This is a genomic window from Staphylococcus aureus (assembly GCF_001027105.1).
Classification (GTDB): Bacteria; Bacillota; Bacilli; order Staphylococcales; family Staphylococcaceae; genus Staphylococcus; species Staphylococcus aureus.
Genome location: NZ_CP011526.1, coordinates 1,206,167 through 1,224,165, shown reverse-complemented (window position 1 = coordinate 1,224,165; position 17,999 = coordinate 1,206,167). Strand labels below are relative to the sequence as shown.

The window sequence follows — 17,999 nt, the reverse complement described above, 5'->3', positions numbered from 1 at the left end:
CAGCAAAAAAAGCCATCTATATCACTCCATAAAAGTGACCTAGATGGCTTTATTGTTTGAGTCGAATTTGACTCATACATAGCTTTGTTTAAATGCTGATTAACGAATTTCTTGGATTCTAGCAGCTTTACCACGTAAACTACGTAAGTAATATAATTTAGCACGACGTACTTTACCACGACGTTTAACTTCGATTTTTTCAATTTTTGGTGTGTGTAATGGGAATGTACGTTCCACGCCAACACCTGATGAAATTTTACGAACTGTAAACGTTTCAGAAACGCCACCGCCACGACGTTTAATTACAACGCCTTCGAATACTTGGATACGCTCACGAGTACCCTCAATGATACGTACGTGTACACGTAAAGTATCACCAGGACGGAAACTTGGTAAGTCTGTACGTAATTGTGATTTAGTTACTGCTTCGATTAATTTGTGATTTGTCATTATAAATTCTCCTCTTCAACCTATGTTCTTGCCTCGACAAATATATAGCAGCGGATCATAGTGATTTTAGTGTTTCCACACTCAGATTATGTTAGCACAATACTAACCTTTTTTCAATCCTATTTTATATCTTTCTAATATTTGCTTATCTGCATTAGTTAATGGATATTTTTCAATTAAGTCAGGTCTTTTATTATATGTGCGGATCAACTTTTGCTCATGTCTCCATGCATCAATATTGGCATGATTTCCAGACAATAAAACATCTGGAACTGTTAGACCCTTAAATTCACGCGGACGTGTATATTGCGGAAACTCTAATAACCCATCTGAAAATGAATCGTCTTGATGTGACTGTTCATTACCTAAAACACCTGGAATCAGTCTAACAATAGCATCAGTCATGGTCATCGCTGGCAATTCTCCACCAGTTAAAACATAGTCACCCATTGATATTTCATCTGTGACAAGATGTGTTCGGATACGTTCATCGTAACCTTCATAATGTCCGCATATGAAAACGATGTGGTCGGCCTTGCTTAATTCAACAGCTTTCTGATGTGAAAATGGCTCGCCTTGTGGACACATTAAAATAACGCGTGTTTGTTCTGTGACATCTAAGTCTTCCATCGCATTAAAAACAGGTTCAGGCTTTAACACCATACCTTGTCCGCCACCATACGGATAATCATCTACTTGGTTGTGCTTGTTAATTGCATAATCTCTAAAATTAACCGTATTGATTTGTAATTTATTGTTTTCTTGGGCACGTTTCATAATTGAATGATTTAAAACACCATCAAACATTTCAGGAAATAAAGTTAAATAATCAATTTTCATTAATCCAACAATCCTTCCATTGGCGTGATGATAATTTTTTTATTTTCAACATCCACTTCTTTTACAACATCAGCAATATAAGGAATCAAATATTCTTTAGATCCTTTAATCACCCACACATCATTCGCACCTGTTTCAAATATATTAATTACACGACCTATTGGTGTTTCTTGATCATCAAAAACTGTACATCCTATAATATCTGAATAATAAAATTCATTTTCCTCAAGTACGATATCTTCATGATCACGCTCTTGATAAATAGAACTCCCTTTTAAATGCTCAATATCATTAATATTATTAATACCTTCAAATGTAAGCATATGAAGCCCTTTATGCACTCTATGTGACTTAACAGTATATTCAAGGTCGTTATTGTTATGCACAACTGTCAGCACTTGACCGGGTTGAAAACGAACGTCTGTAAAGTCTGAATTGGATTTTACTTTAATTTCACCTTTAATACCATGTGTGTTAACAATTTGACCAACTTCAACTCTCATTCTATTACCTCCAACTCTATGCTTTGAACACTTCTATTTTAATTGAAAATAATTCAAAGAAAAAGGGCACCATTATGGTACCCAATACGTTCTATATTACTAACATGTGATATTCCCAACGTATCATTGAGTAATAACTGTCAGTGTAAACGAGTTATTCTTATTGTTAGAACAATTTTACGCTAAATTACTTAGCTTTCTTTTGTTCGTCAAATTTTTTCATAATACCTTCTTTTGATAAGATATTGTGAACTGTATCAGTTGGTTTCGCACCATCATTTAACCATTTTAAAGCTAACGCTTCGTCAACTTTAATTTCTGGAGCATTAGCGCTCGTTGGGTTATAAGTACCGATTTGTTCGATGATACGTCCGTCACGTGGAGAACGAGCATCTGCTACTACGATACGATAGAATGGATTTCTTTTTGAACCTAAACGTGTTAAACGAATTTTAACTGCCATTTATAAAATCTCCTTTAAGTCATGTTTTAATTTTTATTTTCTACAAGAAATAATATTAACAGGTGTATGAATGTTTGTAAAGAGTTTTTTCTTTACCAGGAAAATTATTGAACCTTTTTCTTACAATAATAACTATGTGATTACTAAATTAGACTGTTAATAGGTTATAAAAATTCATAGTAAATTTCACCACCTACGTGTTAAGTTAATTTATCTCGTAAGGACATGAATGGTACCACTTCTACCGCACACGTTCCCCCAATATAACTTATTAATATTAGCAACAATAACCTCATGTTCTAGCAAATCAGCAATTTCAGTTTTTAATTATTATTGTGTATCTAAAAATATGCACCCCATAAAGTTATATTCTTTAGTATAACTTTCGGGATGCACATCTCATTGCAACAAAAATCAGCGTGTTATATTAAACATTAAAACGGTAAATTCATACCTTTTAACATATTTTGCATTTGATTGCGTTTACCTTTTTTACCTTTACCGCCACCAGTGAACTGTTTCATCATTTTCTTCATATCGTTAAATTGTTTCATCAAACGATTGACTTCTTGTAATGAACGACCAGACCCTTTAGCAATACGCTTTTTACGTGATACATTCAATGTGTCTGGATTGTTTCTTTCAGCCGGCGTCATTGACTGGATAATCGCTTTAATATGATCAATTTGCTTTTCACTCATATTAAGCTTATCTAGCCCTTTCATTTTATTCATACCTGGAATCATTTTCATAATATCATCCAGTGGTCCTAGATTTTTCACCTGATCAAGTTGTTCTAAAAAATCATCTAAAGTAAACGATGACTCACGCATCTTTTTCTCTAAATCTTTTGCTTTTTCTTGATCCACATCTTGTTGCGCTTTTTCAATTAAACTTAACACATCACCCATACCTAAAATACGTGATGCCATACGTTCAGGATGGAATAGCTCTAAACCATCTAACTTTTCACTCATACCAACAAATTTAATTGGTTTTTGTGTCACCGAACGAATAGATAAAGCTGCACCACCACGTGTATCACCATCTAATTTAGTTAAGGTAACACCTGTGACATCAAGTTGATCGTCAAAAGATTCTGCAACATTGACAGCATCTTGACCCGTCATTGAATCGACAACTAACATAATTTCGTTTGGTTTAGCAATGTCTTTTACTTCTTTTAATTCGTTCATCAATGCTTCATCGATGTGTAATCGACCTGCTGTATCAATGATTACAAAGTCTAAATGTTCTTCTTTAGCATGTTTTAATGCATTAGTTACAATTTGTTGTGGCTTTACTTGATCTCCTTCACTGTATACAGGAATATCAATTTGTTTCCCTACTGTTTGTAATTGATTTATCGCTGCTGGACGATAAATATCTGCTGCAACTAACATAGGTTTTTTGTTGTATTTTTTACGCATCAATAATGCTAATTTACCTGCAGTTGTTGTTTTACCAGCACCTTGTAAACCAACCATCATAACAACAGTAGGTGGTTTATTTGACATATTAATCGACGTATTTTCTCCACCCATCAACTGCGTTAATTCATCTTGAACTATTTTAATAACTTGTTGCCCTGGTGTTAATGATTGCATTACATCGGAACCTAATGCGCGTTCTGATACTGTTTTAATAAATTCTTTTACCACTTTAAAGTTTACGTCAGCCTCAAGTAACGCTAATCTTACTTCACGCATCATTATCTTTATATCAGCTTCAGTAAGTTTACCCTTACCACGCATTTTTTGCATCGTCGCTTGCAAGCGTTCTGATAACCCTTCAAATGCCATATCGATGTCCTCCCTCAATTTATATCTATTCTAAGTCTTCTAATTGTTGAATATAACGTTGTATTTGTTCTGGATTACTTAAATGTTGTTTCATTTCATCATATATTTCTCGGCGTTGCTCAAATTTCTGGTATAATTCCAATTTCTTTTCATAATCTTCAACTAAATCGCCAGTTCTTCTTATATTATCATAAACTGCTTGTCTACTCACATTAAAAGTATCTGCGATTTCACTTAAAGAATAATCTTCAAGATAAAATAATTCCAAATAATTACGTTGTTTATTCGTCAATAAGGATTGATAAAAATCAAACAAATAATTCATTCGTAACGTTTTAACTAAATCATTTTGACCCATGATTATCGTCCTTTTCTTCTGTTACAATTTGATCATTTTCAACTGTTGTTATTTCTTCATTTTGTTCAATCATATCAGCGAATAAGCCGTAGACATAACTTTCAGGGTTAAATGGTTGTAAGTCATCTAATTGCTCACCTAAACCTACATATTTAACTGGGATGTGCAATTCATTACGAATGGCTAATACGATACCACCTTTGGCTGTACCATCTAATTTCGTTAATACAATACCTGTAACATTTGTTACTTCTTTAAAGTTTCTAGCTTGTGACAACGCATTCTGACCAGTTGTAGCATCTAAACATAGTAATGCTTCATGAGGCGCATCTGGCACTGCTCGATTAATTACACGCTTAACTTTTTCTAATTCTTGCATTAGATTTGTTTTATTTTGTAAACGTCCAGCGGTATCACAGATTAAAATATCAACACCTTTGTTTTTAGCGGCATTAATCGCATCATACATAACAGCAGCTGGATCAGAACCTTCACTTTGGCTAATTACGTCTACACCAACACGTTCGCCCCAAACTTTCAATTGATCAATAGCACCCGCTCTAAAAGTATCGCCCGCAGCTAACATTACTTTTTTACCTTCCATTTTATATCGGTAAGCTAATTTTCCAATTGTTGTTGTTTTACCAACACCATTCACACCAACCATTAAAATGACATTTAAACGACCATCTTCTAAGTTCATAGCTTCTGAATTATCATCTTCTTGATGGTAAATCTCTACGATTTTTTCAACAATGACTTCACGCAAATCTTCAGTATCTTGAATATTACGTCGTTGTGCTTCCATACGTAATTCTTCAGTTAACGTCATCACTGTATTAAAACCGACGTCTGCAGTGATTAACATTTCTTCTAAAGCTTCAAAAAAGTCTTCATCTACTTTACGATATCTCGCTATCAAATTATTTAATTGTTCTTGGAAATTTTGACGAGATTTTTCGAGTCCTGCTTTAAATTTAGCACCCATTTTTTGAGCTTCAATTTCTTCAAAATCTTCAATTGATATTAAGCCATCGTCATCAAAATCCGCTTCACTCAACTTGCGTGGCTTCTTTTTCACTTCAGCATTTTCTGCTAAATCATTTGCGTCCTGCGTTGAACCTTCAGAATGTGTATCTTCTAATTTGTCTTGACCTTGTTCTTCTGTTAAGGATTTAACTTCTTCATTTTCTTTATTTGTTGCAAACTTATCTTTTAAGCGTTTAAAAAAGCTCATTATTGCTCCTCCTTCAACACATCATCTATTGTATTTAAATTCACACTCACAAGTTTAGTAACACCTGATTCTTGCATTGTTACACCGTATAACCTATCTGCAAATTCCATTGTTCCTTTACGGTGTGTAATAACAATGAATTGTGTTTCGTCTGATAACTCATTTAAATATTTTGCGTATCTAATAACATTTGCTTCATCTAGTGCAGCTTCAACCTCATCTAATATAACAAAAGGTGCAGATCTTACTTTTAAAATTGCAAATAGTAAAGCAATAGCAGTTAATGCACGCTCACCACCACTCAGTAACGATAAATGTTGCAACTTTTTACCCGGTGGTTGTACCACAATATCAATACCAGCTGTTAAATAATCGGCTTCAGTTAATTGCAATTCTGCATCGCCTCCACCAAACAATTGTTTGAACACAGCTGTAAAATGTCCTTGAATAGCATGGAAAGTTTCTTTAAATCTTTCAGTAACCTCTTGATCCATTTCACTTATAATTTGCTCTAATGTTTCTTTAGCTTTACGAAGATCTGTACGTTGTTCACTTAAAAATGTATAACGTTCATTTAACTCTTCAAATTGTTCAATTGCATTTAAGTTTACAGGACCTAGTTCATCAATCGACATCTTCATTAACTTAACTTTTTTACGTAATGCGTCAATCGATTCATCACTCGTATATTCAGATTTCGCACGTTCAACAGTCAATTGATATTCATCATTTAAATGATCTATCGCATGATGAATTAATACATCTAGCTTTGATTGTTCAGCTTTAATATCTTGGTAGTGATTTTCGATAGCTAAAATATCTTGGTGACAAACTTGTAGTTTAGCTTCTTGCGCATCGATTTGTTCATTCAACTCAATACGTTGTTGTTTCAATTTATCTAATTCATCTGATAAGCGTGTTCTCGTTTCTTGTTGACCATTAATTTGATCTTTAATATTTTGAAAAGCTTGTTCGCCCATCACTTCATCCGAATTAAAGAATGCAATTTTTTCTTTAACATCTTTTAATTGATGTTTAGTTTGTTGATTTTGATTATTTAATCGATCTATTGTCTGTTGTTGTGTTTTAATACGCTCTTTAACCACAGCAAGATCAGATTGTTTCTGATGTAAGGTTTGTTGTGTTTTAGTAACGCTTTCCTTACCTTCTTTAGAAAGTTTTGTGTAGCGTTCAATTTCATCTTCTAGTCGTTTTAAAGATGCTTTAATACTTTCTAGATAAGTTTCTTTTTCACTCAAAGTTTGTCGACTTTTGTCACTCGTATAACCATCATTTTTTTCAAATTCGAATTCTTCATGATCATTTTTTATTTGTGTTTCTTGTGTAGTTAATCTATCGAGCTCCATTTCAAAATGATGCACTTGCTCTTTAAGTGTATTATGCTTTTGACTTTTTTCAAAATACAGTTCACTTAATTGATCACTTTTTATCTTCAACTCTTTAAATTGTTGTTCAAATGATTCTGTTTGACGCAAGTAATCTTCTAATTGGTGTCTCATTGTTGTCAACTCGTCTTTTTGAGACAGAATACTTTTTGACTTACGAGCGCCACCACCAGTCATAGAACCACCAGGATTTACAATATCACCTTCCAAAGTAACAATACGAGTTCGATATTTAATCGCACGTGCCAATTCATTTGCATGCTTTAAATGATCAACGATAATCGTATTACCTAATAAATTCCCGATAATATTTTGATATTCTGGTGCTACTTTAACTGCTTCCGAAGCGATACTAATAAATCCGTTTGCCTCTTTAGCAATAGATTTAATATCAGTCGCTACCACTCTACTCTGTATAACATTTAATGGTAAAAACGTCGCACGACCTAAATTACGTTCTTTTAAAAATTGAATAGCCTGGCGTCCATCTTTTTCTGAATCTACAATGACATGTTGTAATGAAGCACCTAATGCTGTTTCAATTGCCTGAGTTAATTTAGATGGCACATCAATAATTTCCGCAACTGCACCATAAATACCCTTTAATTCTTTATTTTTAGCTTTCAAAATATGTTTGACGCCATTGAAAAAATAAGTATATTCTTCCTCTTGCGTTGCCAAACTATCAATACGTGTTTTCATTTTTTCGGTATATCGATATGCTTGATACAATTTCTCTTCGTATTCATTTTGTGCTTTTTTTGTATCAGTGAGGTCTTTTTCTATATTTTTAATTTCTTTATCTACAGCAGAAAGTTCTTTGTTGGTCTGTTGATATTCTTTTTTTGTCGTTTTTATTTGACCCTGAATATCTTTCAATTGCTCAAAAACTTCAACTAATCGAGAATCTAGTCTTGATTTTTTAGCCTCATTCTCTTCTATAGTATGCTTTAAAAAACGAATATCATTGTTAACATCTGATTGCTCTGACATTAATGTATAGTATTCGTTTTTAATTTCTTCCAATTTTTCATCATGTGCTTCGTCTGAAACATATAGTTGTTCTTCAAGTTCACGAATGACAGCATTGAGTTCTTTTTGTTTACTTTTCAGAGACTTATAAGTATCTTGAGCTTCAGAAATCTCATTTGATATATTTTCTAAAAGCTCCATTAAATTTTCTTGTTCTTCTTCATATCGTGCATTTGTTTCAGATTGATTTTTCTTACGTTCTTCCAAAACATTTAATTGTCCCGTATATTTTTCAAAGGCTTCCGTAGCTTTTACTAATTGATAATTAAGCGATTCAACATCATTATCAAGTTGATGACGTTTACCTTTATATTGTTGAATTTGTTGGCTTAAACGTTGCTTGTCAGCTTCTTTATTTGCTTGTTGGCCTTGTAAATCATTTAAACGTTGATCTAATTGTCTATTGTCATTTGTATATTGATCAATATCGTGCACTGTAACTACAATGTCACTATGTTTCATTTGATGTGAAAGTGTCTTATATTCTTTAGCTATAGCTGCCTCCTCTTTTAGAGGTTCTACGCGACCTTCCAAATCATATAAAATGTCTTCTACTCTCGTTAAATTATCTTCTGTTTGGTCAAGTTTATTTAATGATTCAGCCTTACGTTTTTTATATTTAAGTACACCAGCCGATTCTTCAATAATTTGACGTCTATCAATTGGTTTAGCATTTAGTATTTCATCAACTCTACCTTGCGAGATAATGCTATACGCTTCTTTTCCCAATCCAGAATCTAAAAATAAATCGGCAATATCTTTTAATCTTGCACGGTCATTATTTATGTAGTACTCACTTTCACCACTTCGATACAATCTTCTTGTTACAATAACTTCGTTTTCATCAACACTGAGCTTTTTAGAATGATTATCTAATCTTAACTGTACTTCAGCATAATTTTGAGCTTTGCGATGTTCTGCACCTGAGAAGATAATATCTTCCATTTTTGAGCCACGTAATGATTTAGCCGATTGTTCACCCAACACCCATTTAATAGCATCTGTAATATTACTTTTACCGCTTCCATTTGGACCAACAATTGCAGTTACACCTTTATCGAATTGAACATTGGTTTGATCTGCAAAAGACTTAAATCCAATGGCATCTATTGATTTTAAATAAACCATCCTAAACTCCTTATCACAATTTTAAAGAACACATGTATACGATATTTTAGTATTTGTATATTAAATTTCGAAGTTGTTCCATAAAATATTAAAAATTCTTCCTTAAATCCTAAATCGAACACCTATATGTCGTATCATATAAATTTCTATTTAATTTGTTTTAATTGCTTATAGGCACTTTCAGCAGCACGTTGTTCTGATTCTTTTTTCGTTTTCCCTTTACCTTCAGCTATTGCTTCCCCTTGCAGAATAACTTCTGAAGTGAATAGACGATGATGTGCCGGTCCCTCTTCTTTTATTAAATTATAGGTTACATCACCTTTATTTTGCTGGTGCACATATTCTTGGAATTGTGTTTTAAAATCTACCACGCCTAATAACTCATTTTGTTCTACATGTGGGAAAATGACTTTCTCAGCAAATTTCCAAACTATATCTAGTCCTTGATCCAAATACAATGCCCCAATAAATGCTTCGAATGCATCTGATATTAATGATGGTCTTGTACGTCCCCCTGTTTTCTCTTCACCTTTACCAAGTAAAATCATTTCGTTCAATCCAATTTTATTCGCAAATATTACAAGTGAGGGCTCACATACAATAGTGGCACGCATTTTTGTTAAATTCCCTTCTGGCAAGTTGGGATGTTTATCAAATAAATATCGTGAAACCGTCAATTCTAATACCGCATCACCCAAAAACTCTAAACGCTCATTATGGTCTAAACGATTCATATTAAAATCATTAATAAAACTCGAATGCGAAAATGCTTGTTGGTATAAATCAATATTTTGATAAGTAAAGCCTAACTCTGTCATTTTAGTATCAAAGCGCTTTCTAAAACGATTAACTATCTCACTTTTCTTTTGTTTAGACATTATTTTATCTCCTTTATGTGTTGCTCTTGAATCATCTTTAATTTTACGTTAAAACTATTGATAATTAAAGAAAAAAACTGAGTCGACAATACTGACGACCCAGATGTAAGATTTATTATTTTTCAAGACTGTTAATAAATTTAACAGCATCACCAACAGTGTTGATTTTTTCAGCTTCTTCATCAGGAATTTCAGTACCAAACTCGTCTTCTAATTCCATTACTAATTCAGCGATATCAAGTGAGTCAGCGCCTAAATCATCTTTGAAAGATGCATCTTCAGTTACTTTATCAGCGTCTACACCTAAACGGTCAACGATGATATCTTTTACTTTATCGAAATTTTCCACGTCGATTCACCTCCTTTAAAAATGCCTATACATAGACTACTATATTTTCCCATTTTAAATTCTAAAAAACAAGTAGAAATTTTAGAAACACTTATCAATTTATTGATTAGTGTTTCTTAGGGAGAAATTCTGGAACCTTATCTAGGTTGCTTAGAATTTCCCCCGCAAAGTTGACTAGGTCAGACAATTCTCCATTGGATGACCAGTCAACCACTGCGTCAATGAGCTTTAGCTCAAATATATTACATGTACATTCCACCATTTACATGGATTGTTTGACCTGTAATATATTTTGCTTTGTCTGATGCTAAGAACGCTACTGTATTAGCAATATCTGTGTCTTGACCAAAACGTGCTAACGGAATTTGAGTCAACATTTGTTCTTTAAGCTCATCACTTAAAGCATCTGTCATATCAGAAACAATAAAACCAGGTGCAACTGCATTTACAGTGATACCACGAGATGCTAATTCACGCGCCGCAGATTTAGTTAAACCAATAACACCTGCTTTTGTTGCAACATAGTTTGCTTGTCCCGGATTACCTACTGCTCCAACAACACTTGATAAATTGATGATAGCACCACTACGTTGTCTTAACATTTGTGGTGTTGCTTTTTGGATACAGTTAAATACACCTTTTAAGTTTGTGTCAATAACATCATCCCACTCTTGTTCTTTCATACGCATTAATAAATTATCGCGAGTAATACCTGCATTATTTACTAAAACATCTAAAGAACCAAATTGGCTAACTACTTCTTTAATCATTGCTTTAACTTCATCAGCATCGGCAACATTTGCTTGAATCGCAAAACTGTCAACACCTTTAGCTTTGATTTCTTTGACTACTGCTTCAGCTTTCTCTTTGCTGCCTGCATAGTTTACTGCTACATTATATCCTTCTTCTGCTAATTGTAACGCAATACTACGTCCAATTCCTCTTGATGCACCTGTTACTAAAGCACTCTTAGTCATTTTCATTCCATCCTTTCACATCTTCTAAAGTTTGAATTGATGTTAACTTAACATCTCTATTTATTTTTTTAATTAAGCCAGATAAAACTTTTCCAGGACCAATTTCAATAAAATGATCAACACCTTGGTCTATTAGCCATTCTGTTGAGTTAATGAATTGTACTGGTGAATATAATTGCTTGACCATATTAGATTTAATTACTTCTTTGTCAGTTTCACCTTGCGCATTTACATTTTGAACTACAGGAAACTTAGCATCACGCCATTCAAATTGATTAATGTAACTTGAAAAATCTTCTTCAATCACTTTCATTAGCGATGAATGGAATGGTCCAGATACTGCTAAAGGCATGACACGTTTTGCACCTAATGATTTACCTTTTTCTACTAGCTCATCAATTAAAGCTTTGTGACCTGAAACAACAATTTGACCTGGGCAATTAATGTTTGCTGGTTCAATTATTTTGTCATCAGATGATAATGACTTACAAATTTCATCGACTTTATCAAAATCTAATCCCAATACTGCAGCCATGCTTCCTACACCAGTAGGAAATGCTTGCGCCATTAATTGACCACGTTTTCTAACAATTTTAACTGCATCTTCAAATGATAATACGTCAGCTGCAACTAAACTTGAATATTCACCTAAACTATGCCCCATAGTAAAATCAGGATTCAAATTTTTTAGCGCTGCTAATAATGCCGAACTATGCGTCAATAAAGCTGGTTGTGTGTTTTCAGTTTCACCCAATTTACCTTCTTCATCAGTAAACATTGTCTCTAAAATATCAAAGTCTAATGTGTTCGCTGCTGAAGTTAAAATTTCAGTTGCTTGATCATTGTTGTTAAACAAATCTTGCGCCATACCAACTTTTTGGGCACCTTGTCCCGGAAAAATAATTGCTGTTTTACTCATTTGATTCACCTACAGTCTCTTTCATTGTTTGTACAATATTTTGTTCTCCTGCGATTTTCGCTTGTCTAATTGCAGAATAAAAAGCTTTAGCATTTGAACTACCGTGTGCTTTAACTACAGTACCTTCCAATCCTAATAATACGGAACCACCGTATTCTGAGTAATCCATCTTTTTAGCGAATTCAGCTAAATCTTTCTTCAATATTGCACCTGCTAATTTATTTTTAGTACTACTCATAATCGTATCTTTTAACATTTTACCGATTGATTTTGCAGTACCTTCTAAATTTTTAAGGACCATGTTCCCAGTATAGCCATCGGTAACTACAACATCTGTATCGCCATCCATTAATGTCTTCGCTTCAATATTCCCAACAAAATTCAATGAATGATCATGATTTAATAACTCATATGATTTTTTCGTTAAACTATTACCTTTAGCTGGCTCGGTTCCTATATTTAATAATGAGATTTTCGGATTATCAATACCTCTAATTTTTTGAGCATAAATATCCCCTAGTTGCGCATACTGTAATAAGTGTTCAGGTTTAGCATCAGCATTTGCACCAACGTCTAAAAAGACAAAACCTTTTCCATCAATCGTTGGCAATGTTACTACTAAAGCCGGTCTAGCTACACCTTTAATACGTCCAACAATGAATAAACCAGCTGACATTAAAGCACCAGTATTACCTGCTGACACACATCCATCTGCTTCACCAGATTTCACAGCTTCAGCCATTTTTACCATTGAGCTATCTTTTTTACGTTTAATCGCTCTAACAGGCTCATCTTCCATTTCAATCTTTTCAGAACAATGTCTAAATTCGATTCGTTCATGGTTCAGATTATACTTTTTTTCGTCACCGAAAAGTATAATTTCTAGATCTTTAAAGTCTTCAACAGCCTTTTGTACGGCTTCTAATACGATATCAGGCGCATTGTCGCCACCCATCATATCAATTGCTAATTTAACCATAATTTTATCCTCGCTTATCATAAAACATTTTAAAATTTCCTTTGAAAACTAATGTATGTTTAACATATGACTTTACTTCGACGTAATAATGTTTTGCAGTTTGATTTACAACTCGTGCTTCTGCTCTTACCGTATCATTTAATTTTACTTTTTCAATAAATTGAATGCTACTCTCATGAGTTAAAACTGTTGGTTGCTTAATTAGCGCAACACATAACGAATTTGCCTGAGCAAACAGCACATGACCACGCGCAATTCCAGTTTTATGAAAAACAGAATCCGATGTAATATCTAAAATTGATTGCGCTTTAACATTTGGATTGACTTGAATCAAATCACCAATAAATTCTTGTTCTTCAATAGAACTTATTTGGTCATAATTCTTTTCAGCAACTAATTTAATACGCTTCCTTAATTCTGGTATGTTTAAATAAGTGCGATCTAAACGAATTGTTTGTATACTCACTTGAAATAAGTCGCTTAGTTCATGGTCTGTGATGAAGGGATTGCTATCAATTTGTTGTCTGATTGCTTCTCTACGTTTATCTTTCTTTAGTTTCAACGTCTCACCCCTCATTTTTTAGTACCTAGTCTTAAACATTCCTCACATATCATAACACTTTCTATTTAACCGACTCAACAAATAACTGTAATATTTAGCTATTATTTAGTCGAAAATTTATAAATTGTTAAAATACCACTTTACATTTAAATAGTTCAAGTGTCATATCACTCAATTAACGAAGTGTTGCACTCAAATTGACAAATCAGCATGGCAATTAGTCAAAACTACGATGTAATAAATTTTCTTCAACAAAATGACGTAAATGTTGATACGTATTTTCAAAGAATACGCCAGATTGAATAAGTTCAGCTGCTTCATCACGAGCAACTTCTAACATACGATAATCTTCAACTAAATTGGCAACTAAGAAATCTGGCAATCCACTTTGTTTAACACCAAAGAAATCTCCAGGACCACGCATTTCTAAGTCTCGTTCACTCAATTCAAATCCATCCGTTGTTTGTGTCATAATTGTCATTCTTTCAATTCCTGTTTCTGTTTTAGGGGATGCAATTAAAACACAGTAACTTTGCTGGTCACTTCTACCTACACGACCGCGTAACTGATGTAAAGTTGATAATCCAAAGCGATCCGCATCATAAATCATCATAAAAGTTGCATTCGGTACATTAACACCTACTTCAACAACAGTAGTAGAAACTAAAACATTTATCTCATGATTACTAAACTTTTGCATGACCTCATCTTTTTCATCGGCAGATAACTTACCATGCAATAACCCTACACGGGAAACACCATAATACTGTTGTAAAGACTCGTACAATGCGACAACATTTTGAACATCTTCGAGATGCTCAGAACTTTCTATTAGCGGGCAAATGACATATGCTTGACGACCTTTTTTCAACTCTGAGGTCATTTGCATCAAAACTTTATCGTATTGCTCATGCTTTGCCCAAGTAGTAATGATAGGTTTACGACCTTTTGGTAATTGTTTAATTGAAGACACATCCATCTCACCAAAAACTGATATTGCTAGTGTTCTTGGTATCGGCGTTGCTGTCATAAATAACACATTCGTCATTGCACCTTTTTCTCTTAAAAGCTGGCGTTGATTCACACCAAATCGATGTTGTTCATCTGTAATTACTAAACCAACATTATGGAAAATCACATCATCTTGAATCAAAGCATGGGTTCCAATTAAACAATCAATCGTACCATTTTCAAGTTGTTCTAAAAGTATCTTTCGTTTCTTACCTTTTACTGACCCAGTTAACAATGCAACGTTCATAGAATCTCCAAATAAAGCCATTAAACTTTCAGCATGTTGCTCTGCTAAAATTTCAGTTGGTACCATCAATGCTGATTGATAACCAGCAGTTTTTAACGCATACATACAAATTGCAGCAACTACTGTTTTTCCTGAACCTACATCACCTTGAAGTAATCGATGCATACGTATTGGTGCTTTTAAATCTCTAAAAATTTCATTAACACTGGATTTCTGTGCTTCAGTTAGTTCAAAAGGTAAACGATCAATAAATGATTTAACTTGGTCTATGTCATAATCAATTTCAATTGCTTCGTCAGATGACTTTTCTAATCTATTTAGCCATTGCATACGTAATTCGAATAAAAACAGTTCAGTAAATGCATAGGTTCTACGAGCACGTAATAAATCCTCTTTACTTTTAGGATGATGTAATGTGTTCAAAGTAAAGTCCAAGGTCTCTAATTTATATTTTTCTCTTAGTTCATCAGTTAACCATTCATGAATTGTCACATCATTTAACGCTTGTCTAATTTGGTCTCGTATTTGCTTTTGTTTAATACCTTCCTTAATACGATAGACTGGTTCTAATTGAACATCTGCGTTTTCTTGAGTTTGTGTCCCTTGTGAATTAAAGAAAACCCTATTACCAGTAATTTCCTGTTTAACCCTATTCCACTTACCTTTAACAGTTATAGTTTGATTTAATTCGATTTTCTTTTTTAAATACGGTTGATTGAAAAAAATACATTTGACAGCAATATTATTTACCATTAAATGAACGGTTAATTTTGATTTATTTCTTCCAAAAAATGCAACTACTGGAGCTGTATATACTTGTCCTTCTATCGTAACGTTAGATTGATCTTCTGCTTGATTCAAATCAATCACTGTATTATCTTCATATCTAGTTGGCAAATAAAGAACAAGATCTTCCACTGTATGAATATTTAGTTGTTGCAATACTTCTATTTTCTTAGGACCTATACCTTTTAATTGTAAAAGAGAATATGGACTTTCTATTAAGTTTACTTTAGCCAAAATAAATCACCTATGTTTTATTTGATTTTACGTATCATTTAGTATGTTATTTATTTTATCATGACTAAGTTGAACATGACATTGTTAGCAACTCGAGAACGATACTTTTAACCCGCAATATCACTAAAATAGCAAAATAAAAAACTACCAACTGATGATTTATCATTGGTAGTTTTTTATTTTAAATTTTTATTCTACTGAAAAGAAATATTGATAAATTGGTTGTCCACCTTCATGAACTTCCACTTCTACATCTGGATATTGCTCTTCGATCCAGTTTATCATGTTATCTGTAACTGCTTGCTCTGCATCTTGACCAATAATCACAGTCAATATTTCACTATCTTCTGCTAACATCTCATTTAACAACTCAGTAACCGTTGTTAATTGATCACTTTGGCTGCTTACAATCTTATCTTCAATCAAGCCCATAAACGCGTCTTTTTTAATCTCAACGCCATCAATTTTCGTATCACGAACAGCGTACGTTAATGAACCAGATTTAACGTTATTTACTGAATCAGCCATTTGCGCTTTATTTTCTTCAAGTGTTGCGTCCACATCATATTGGAATAGTGCGCTTATACCTTGAGGAATAGATTTCGTTGGAATAACAACAGCTTCTGCATCAACAATACTCGCTGCTTGTTCACTTGCCATTAAGATATTTTTATTATTCGGTAAAATAATTGCACGTTTACATTTTGATTGTTCAATGACTTTAACGATATCTTCTGTAGAAGGATTCATCGTTTGTCCACCACTAATGATATGTGTGGCACCCATTGATTTAAATATCTCTGAAATACCTTCACCCATAGAAATAGTAATAATTGCTGTTTCAACCGTTTCCATTTTCGGTTTAGCTGTGTGCTGTTCTTTTCGAATCACTTCACGGTGCTGTTCTCTCATATTTTCAACCTTAAGTTTAATTAATTCACCATATTGTTGACCATAATTAAACACTTTACCTGGGTATTCGGTATGCACGTGAACTTTCACAATTTCTTCATCATTAATGACTAATAAAGAATCACCAAATTGACTCATATCTTGCCTGAATTCTTGTTCATCAAAGGCTTTTTTATTCTTTCCAAAACGAACCATCATTTCAGTACAATAGCCATAAATAATATCTTCAGTATTAATTACACCATGGAAATCATGTTCATCATGTACAAATTCATCTTTATCTATCTTTGCAACTTTGGCTTCAACTTTTTCACCTTTAAGCGCTTTTAAGAATCCTTCGTAAACGCATAACAAACCTTTACCGCCACTATCAACAACACCAACTTCTTTAAGTACAGCTAATAAGTTTGGTGTGTTTTCAAGTGATTCATTGGCTTTTACAATAATGTACTCCATTAATTCTATACAATCTTCAGTATTATTTGCTTTTTCTATTGCAGCTTGCGCAGCATCTTTTGCAACTGTAAGTATTGTACCTTCAACTGGTTTCATAACAGCTTTATATGCCGTTTCAACACCAGCTTGAAAACTTTCAGCTAACAATTTTGAATTAATTTCAGATTCACTTTCAATATTTTTACAAAATCCTCTGAATAATTGTGACAAGATGACACCAGAGTTACCTCTTGCACCCATTAGTAAACCTTTCGAGAATGTTTTACCTAATTCGCCGATATTTTTCGACAAATTATTCTCTACTTCTTCGCGACCTGAAGTCATAGTAAGATTCATATTTGTTCCTGTATCACCATCTGGCACTGGATACACATTCAAAGAATCTACCAAATCTGCATTGTTAGATAAATTTTGTGCCCCTTGTATAATCATATCGGCAAATAATTTACCATTAATTTTGCTAATCATTT

Annotated in this window: 16 protein-coding genes; all 16 read right to left on the bottom strand. The window is 33.4% G+C overall.

Annotation, left to right across the window (positions count from 1 at the left end):
• Positions 1-99: 99 nt before the first annotated feature.
• The 16 genes from rplS to fakA all read right to left on the bottom strand — a co-directional run bounded on the left by rplS (position 100) and on the right by fakA (position 17,997).
• Complete coding sequence (gene rplS / locus AA076_RS06180; protein ID WP_000181404.1) at positions 100-450, bottom strand: 50S ribosomal protein L19; 351 nt, start codon at positions 448-450, stop codon at positions 100-102.
• 102 nt (positions 451-552) lie between these two features.
• Positions 553-1,290 carry a tRNA (guanosine(37)-N1)-methyltransferase TrmD gene (trmD, locus tag AA076_RS06175; protein WP_000687328.1) on the bottom strand — a complete coding sequence of 246 codons (738 nt, stop codon included), beginning with the start codon at positions 1,288-1,290 and terminating at the stop codon, positions 553-555.
• Positions 1,290-1,793, bottom strand: a complete 504-nt coding sequence (gene rimM, locus AA076_RS06170; protein ID WP_001261987.1) for a ribosome maturation factor RimM — start codon at positions 1,791-1,793, stop codon at positions 1,290-1,292. The genes trmD and rimM overlap by 1 nt, the downstream gene beginning before the upstream one ends.
• A gap of 187 nt (positions 1,794-1,980) precedes the next feature.
• Complete coding sequence (gene rpsP / locus AA076_RS06165; protein WP_000268754.1) at positions 1,981-2,256, bottom strand: 30S ribosomal protein S16; 276 nt, start codon at positions 2,254-2,256, stop codon at positions 1,981-1,983.
• A 434-nt stretch (positions 2,257-2,690) separates the two neighbouring features.
• On the bottom strand, positions 2,691-4,058 hold the full coding sequence (ffh, locus tag AA076_RS06160; RefSeq protein ID WP_000863479.1) for a signal recognition particle protein: 1,368 nt from the start codon (positions 4,056-4,058) through the stop codon (positions 2,691-2,693).
• Positions 4,059-4,083: 25 nt separating this feature from the next.
• A complete protein-coding gene (locus tag AA076_RS06155; protein WP_000531320.1) occupies positions 4,084-4,416 on the bottom strand; it encodes a putative DNA-binding protein in 333 nt (110 codons plus the stop codon).
• Complete coding sequence (gene ftsY / locus AA076_RS06150) at positions 4,403-5,653, bottom strand: signal recognition particle-docking protein FtsY (protein WP_000007683.1); 1,251 nt, start codon at positions 5,651-5,653, stop codon at positions 4,403-4,405. Before ftsY ends, AA076_RS06155 begins: the two co-directional genes overlap by 14 nt.
• On the bottom strand, positions 5,653-9,219 hold the full coding sequence (gene smc / locus AA076_RS06145; protein WP_000262704.1) for a chromosome segregation protein SMC: 3,567 nt from the start codon (positions 9,217-9,219) through the stop codon (positions 5,653-5,655). Before smc ends, ftsY begins: the two co-directional genes overlap by 1 nt.
• 146 nt (positions 9,220-9,365) lie before the next feature.
• Complete coding sequence (gene rnc, locus AA076_RS06140; protein ID WP_000043237.1) at positions 9,366-10,097, bottom strand: ribonuclease III; 732 nt, start codon at positions 10,095-10,097, stop codon at positions 9,366-9,368.
• Positions 10,098-10,212: 115 nt separating this feature from the next.
• The gene (locus AA076_RS06135; protein ID WP_000426914.1) at positions 10,213-10,446 is read right to left on the bottom strand and encodes an acyl carrier protein; all 234 of its coding nucleotides are present in this window, start codon (positions 10,444-10,446) and stop codon (positions 10,213-10,215) included.
• A 242-nt stretch (positions 10,447-10,688) separates the two neighbouring features.
• Positions 10,689-11,423: a 3-oxoacyl-[acyl-carrier-protein] reductase gene (fabG, locus tag AA076_RS06125; protein ID WP_002871113.1), complete on the bottom strand. Its 735-nt coding sequence runs from the start codon at positions 11,421-11,423 to the stop codon at positions 10,689-10,691.
• Positions 11,416-12,342, bottom strand: a complete 927-nt coding sequence (gene fabD / locus AA076_RS06120) for an ACP S-malonyltransferase (RefSeq protein ID WP_000047348.1) — start codon at positions 12,340-12,342, stop codon at positions 11,416-11,418. Before fabD ends, fabG begins: the two co-directional genes overlap by 8 nt.
• Complete coding sequence (gene plsX, locus AA076_RS06115) at positions 12,335-13,321, bottom strand: phosphate acyltransferase PlsX (RefSeq protein WP_000239744.1); 987 nt, start codon at positions 13,319-13,321, stop codon at positions 12,335-12,337. Before plsX ends, fabD begins: the two co-directional genes overlap by 8 nt.
• A gap of 4 nt (positions 13,322-13,325) precedes the next feature.
• Positions 13,326-13,898 (bottom strand): transcription factor FapR, encoded by a 573-nt coding sequence (fapR, locus tag AA076_RS06110; RefSeq protein ID WP_001548538.1) that lies wholly within the window; start codon positions 13,896-13,898, stop codon positions 13,326-13,328.
• 202 nt (positions 13,899-14,100) lie between these two features.
• Positions 14,101-16,161 carry an ATP-dependent DNA helicase RecG gene (recG, locus tag AA076_RS06105; protein ID WP_001151499.1) on the bottom strand — a complete coding sequence of 687 codons (2,061 nt, stop codon included), beginning with the start codon at positions 16,159-16,161 and terminating at the stop codon, positions 14,101-14,103.
• Positions 16,162-16,350: 189 nt separating this feature from the next.
• Complete coding sequence (fakA, locus tag AA076_RS06100) at positions 16,351-17,997, bottom strand: fatty acid kinase catalytic subunit FakA (RefSeq protein ID WP_000623903.1); 1,647 nt, start codon at positions 17,995-17,997, stop codon at positions 16,351-16,353.
• Positions 17,998-17,999: the final 2 nt, after the last annotated feature.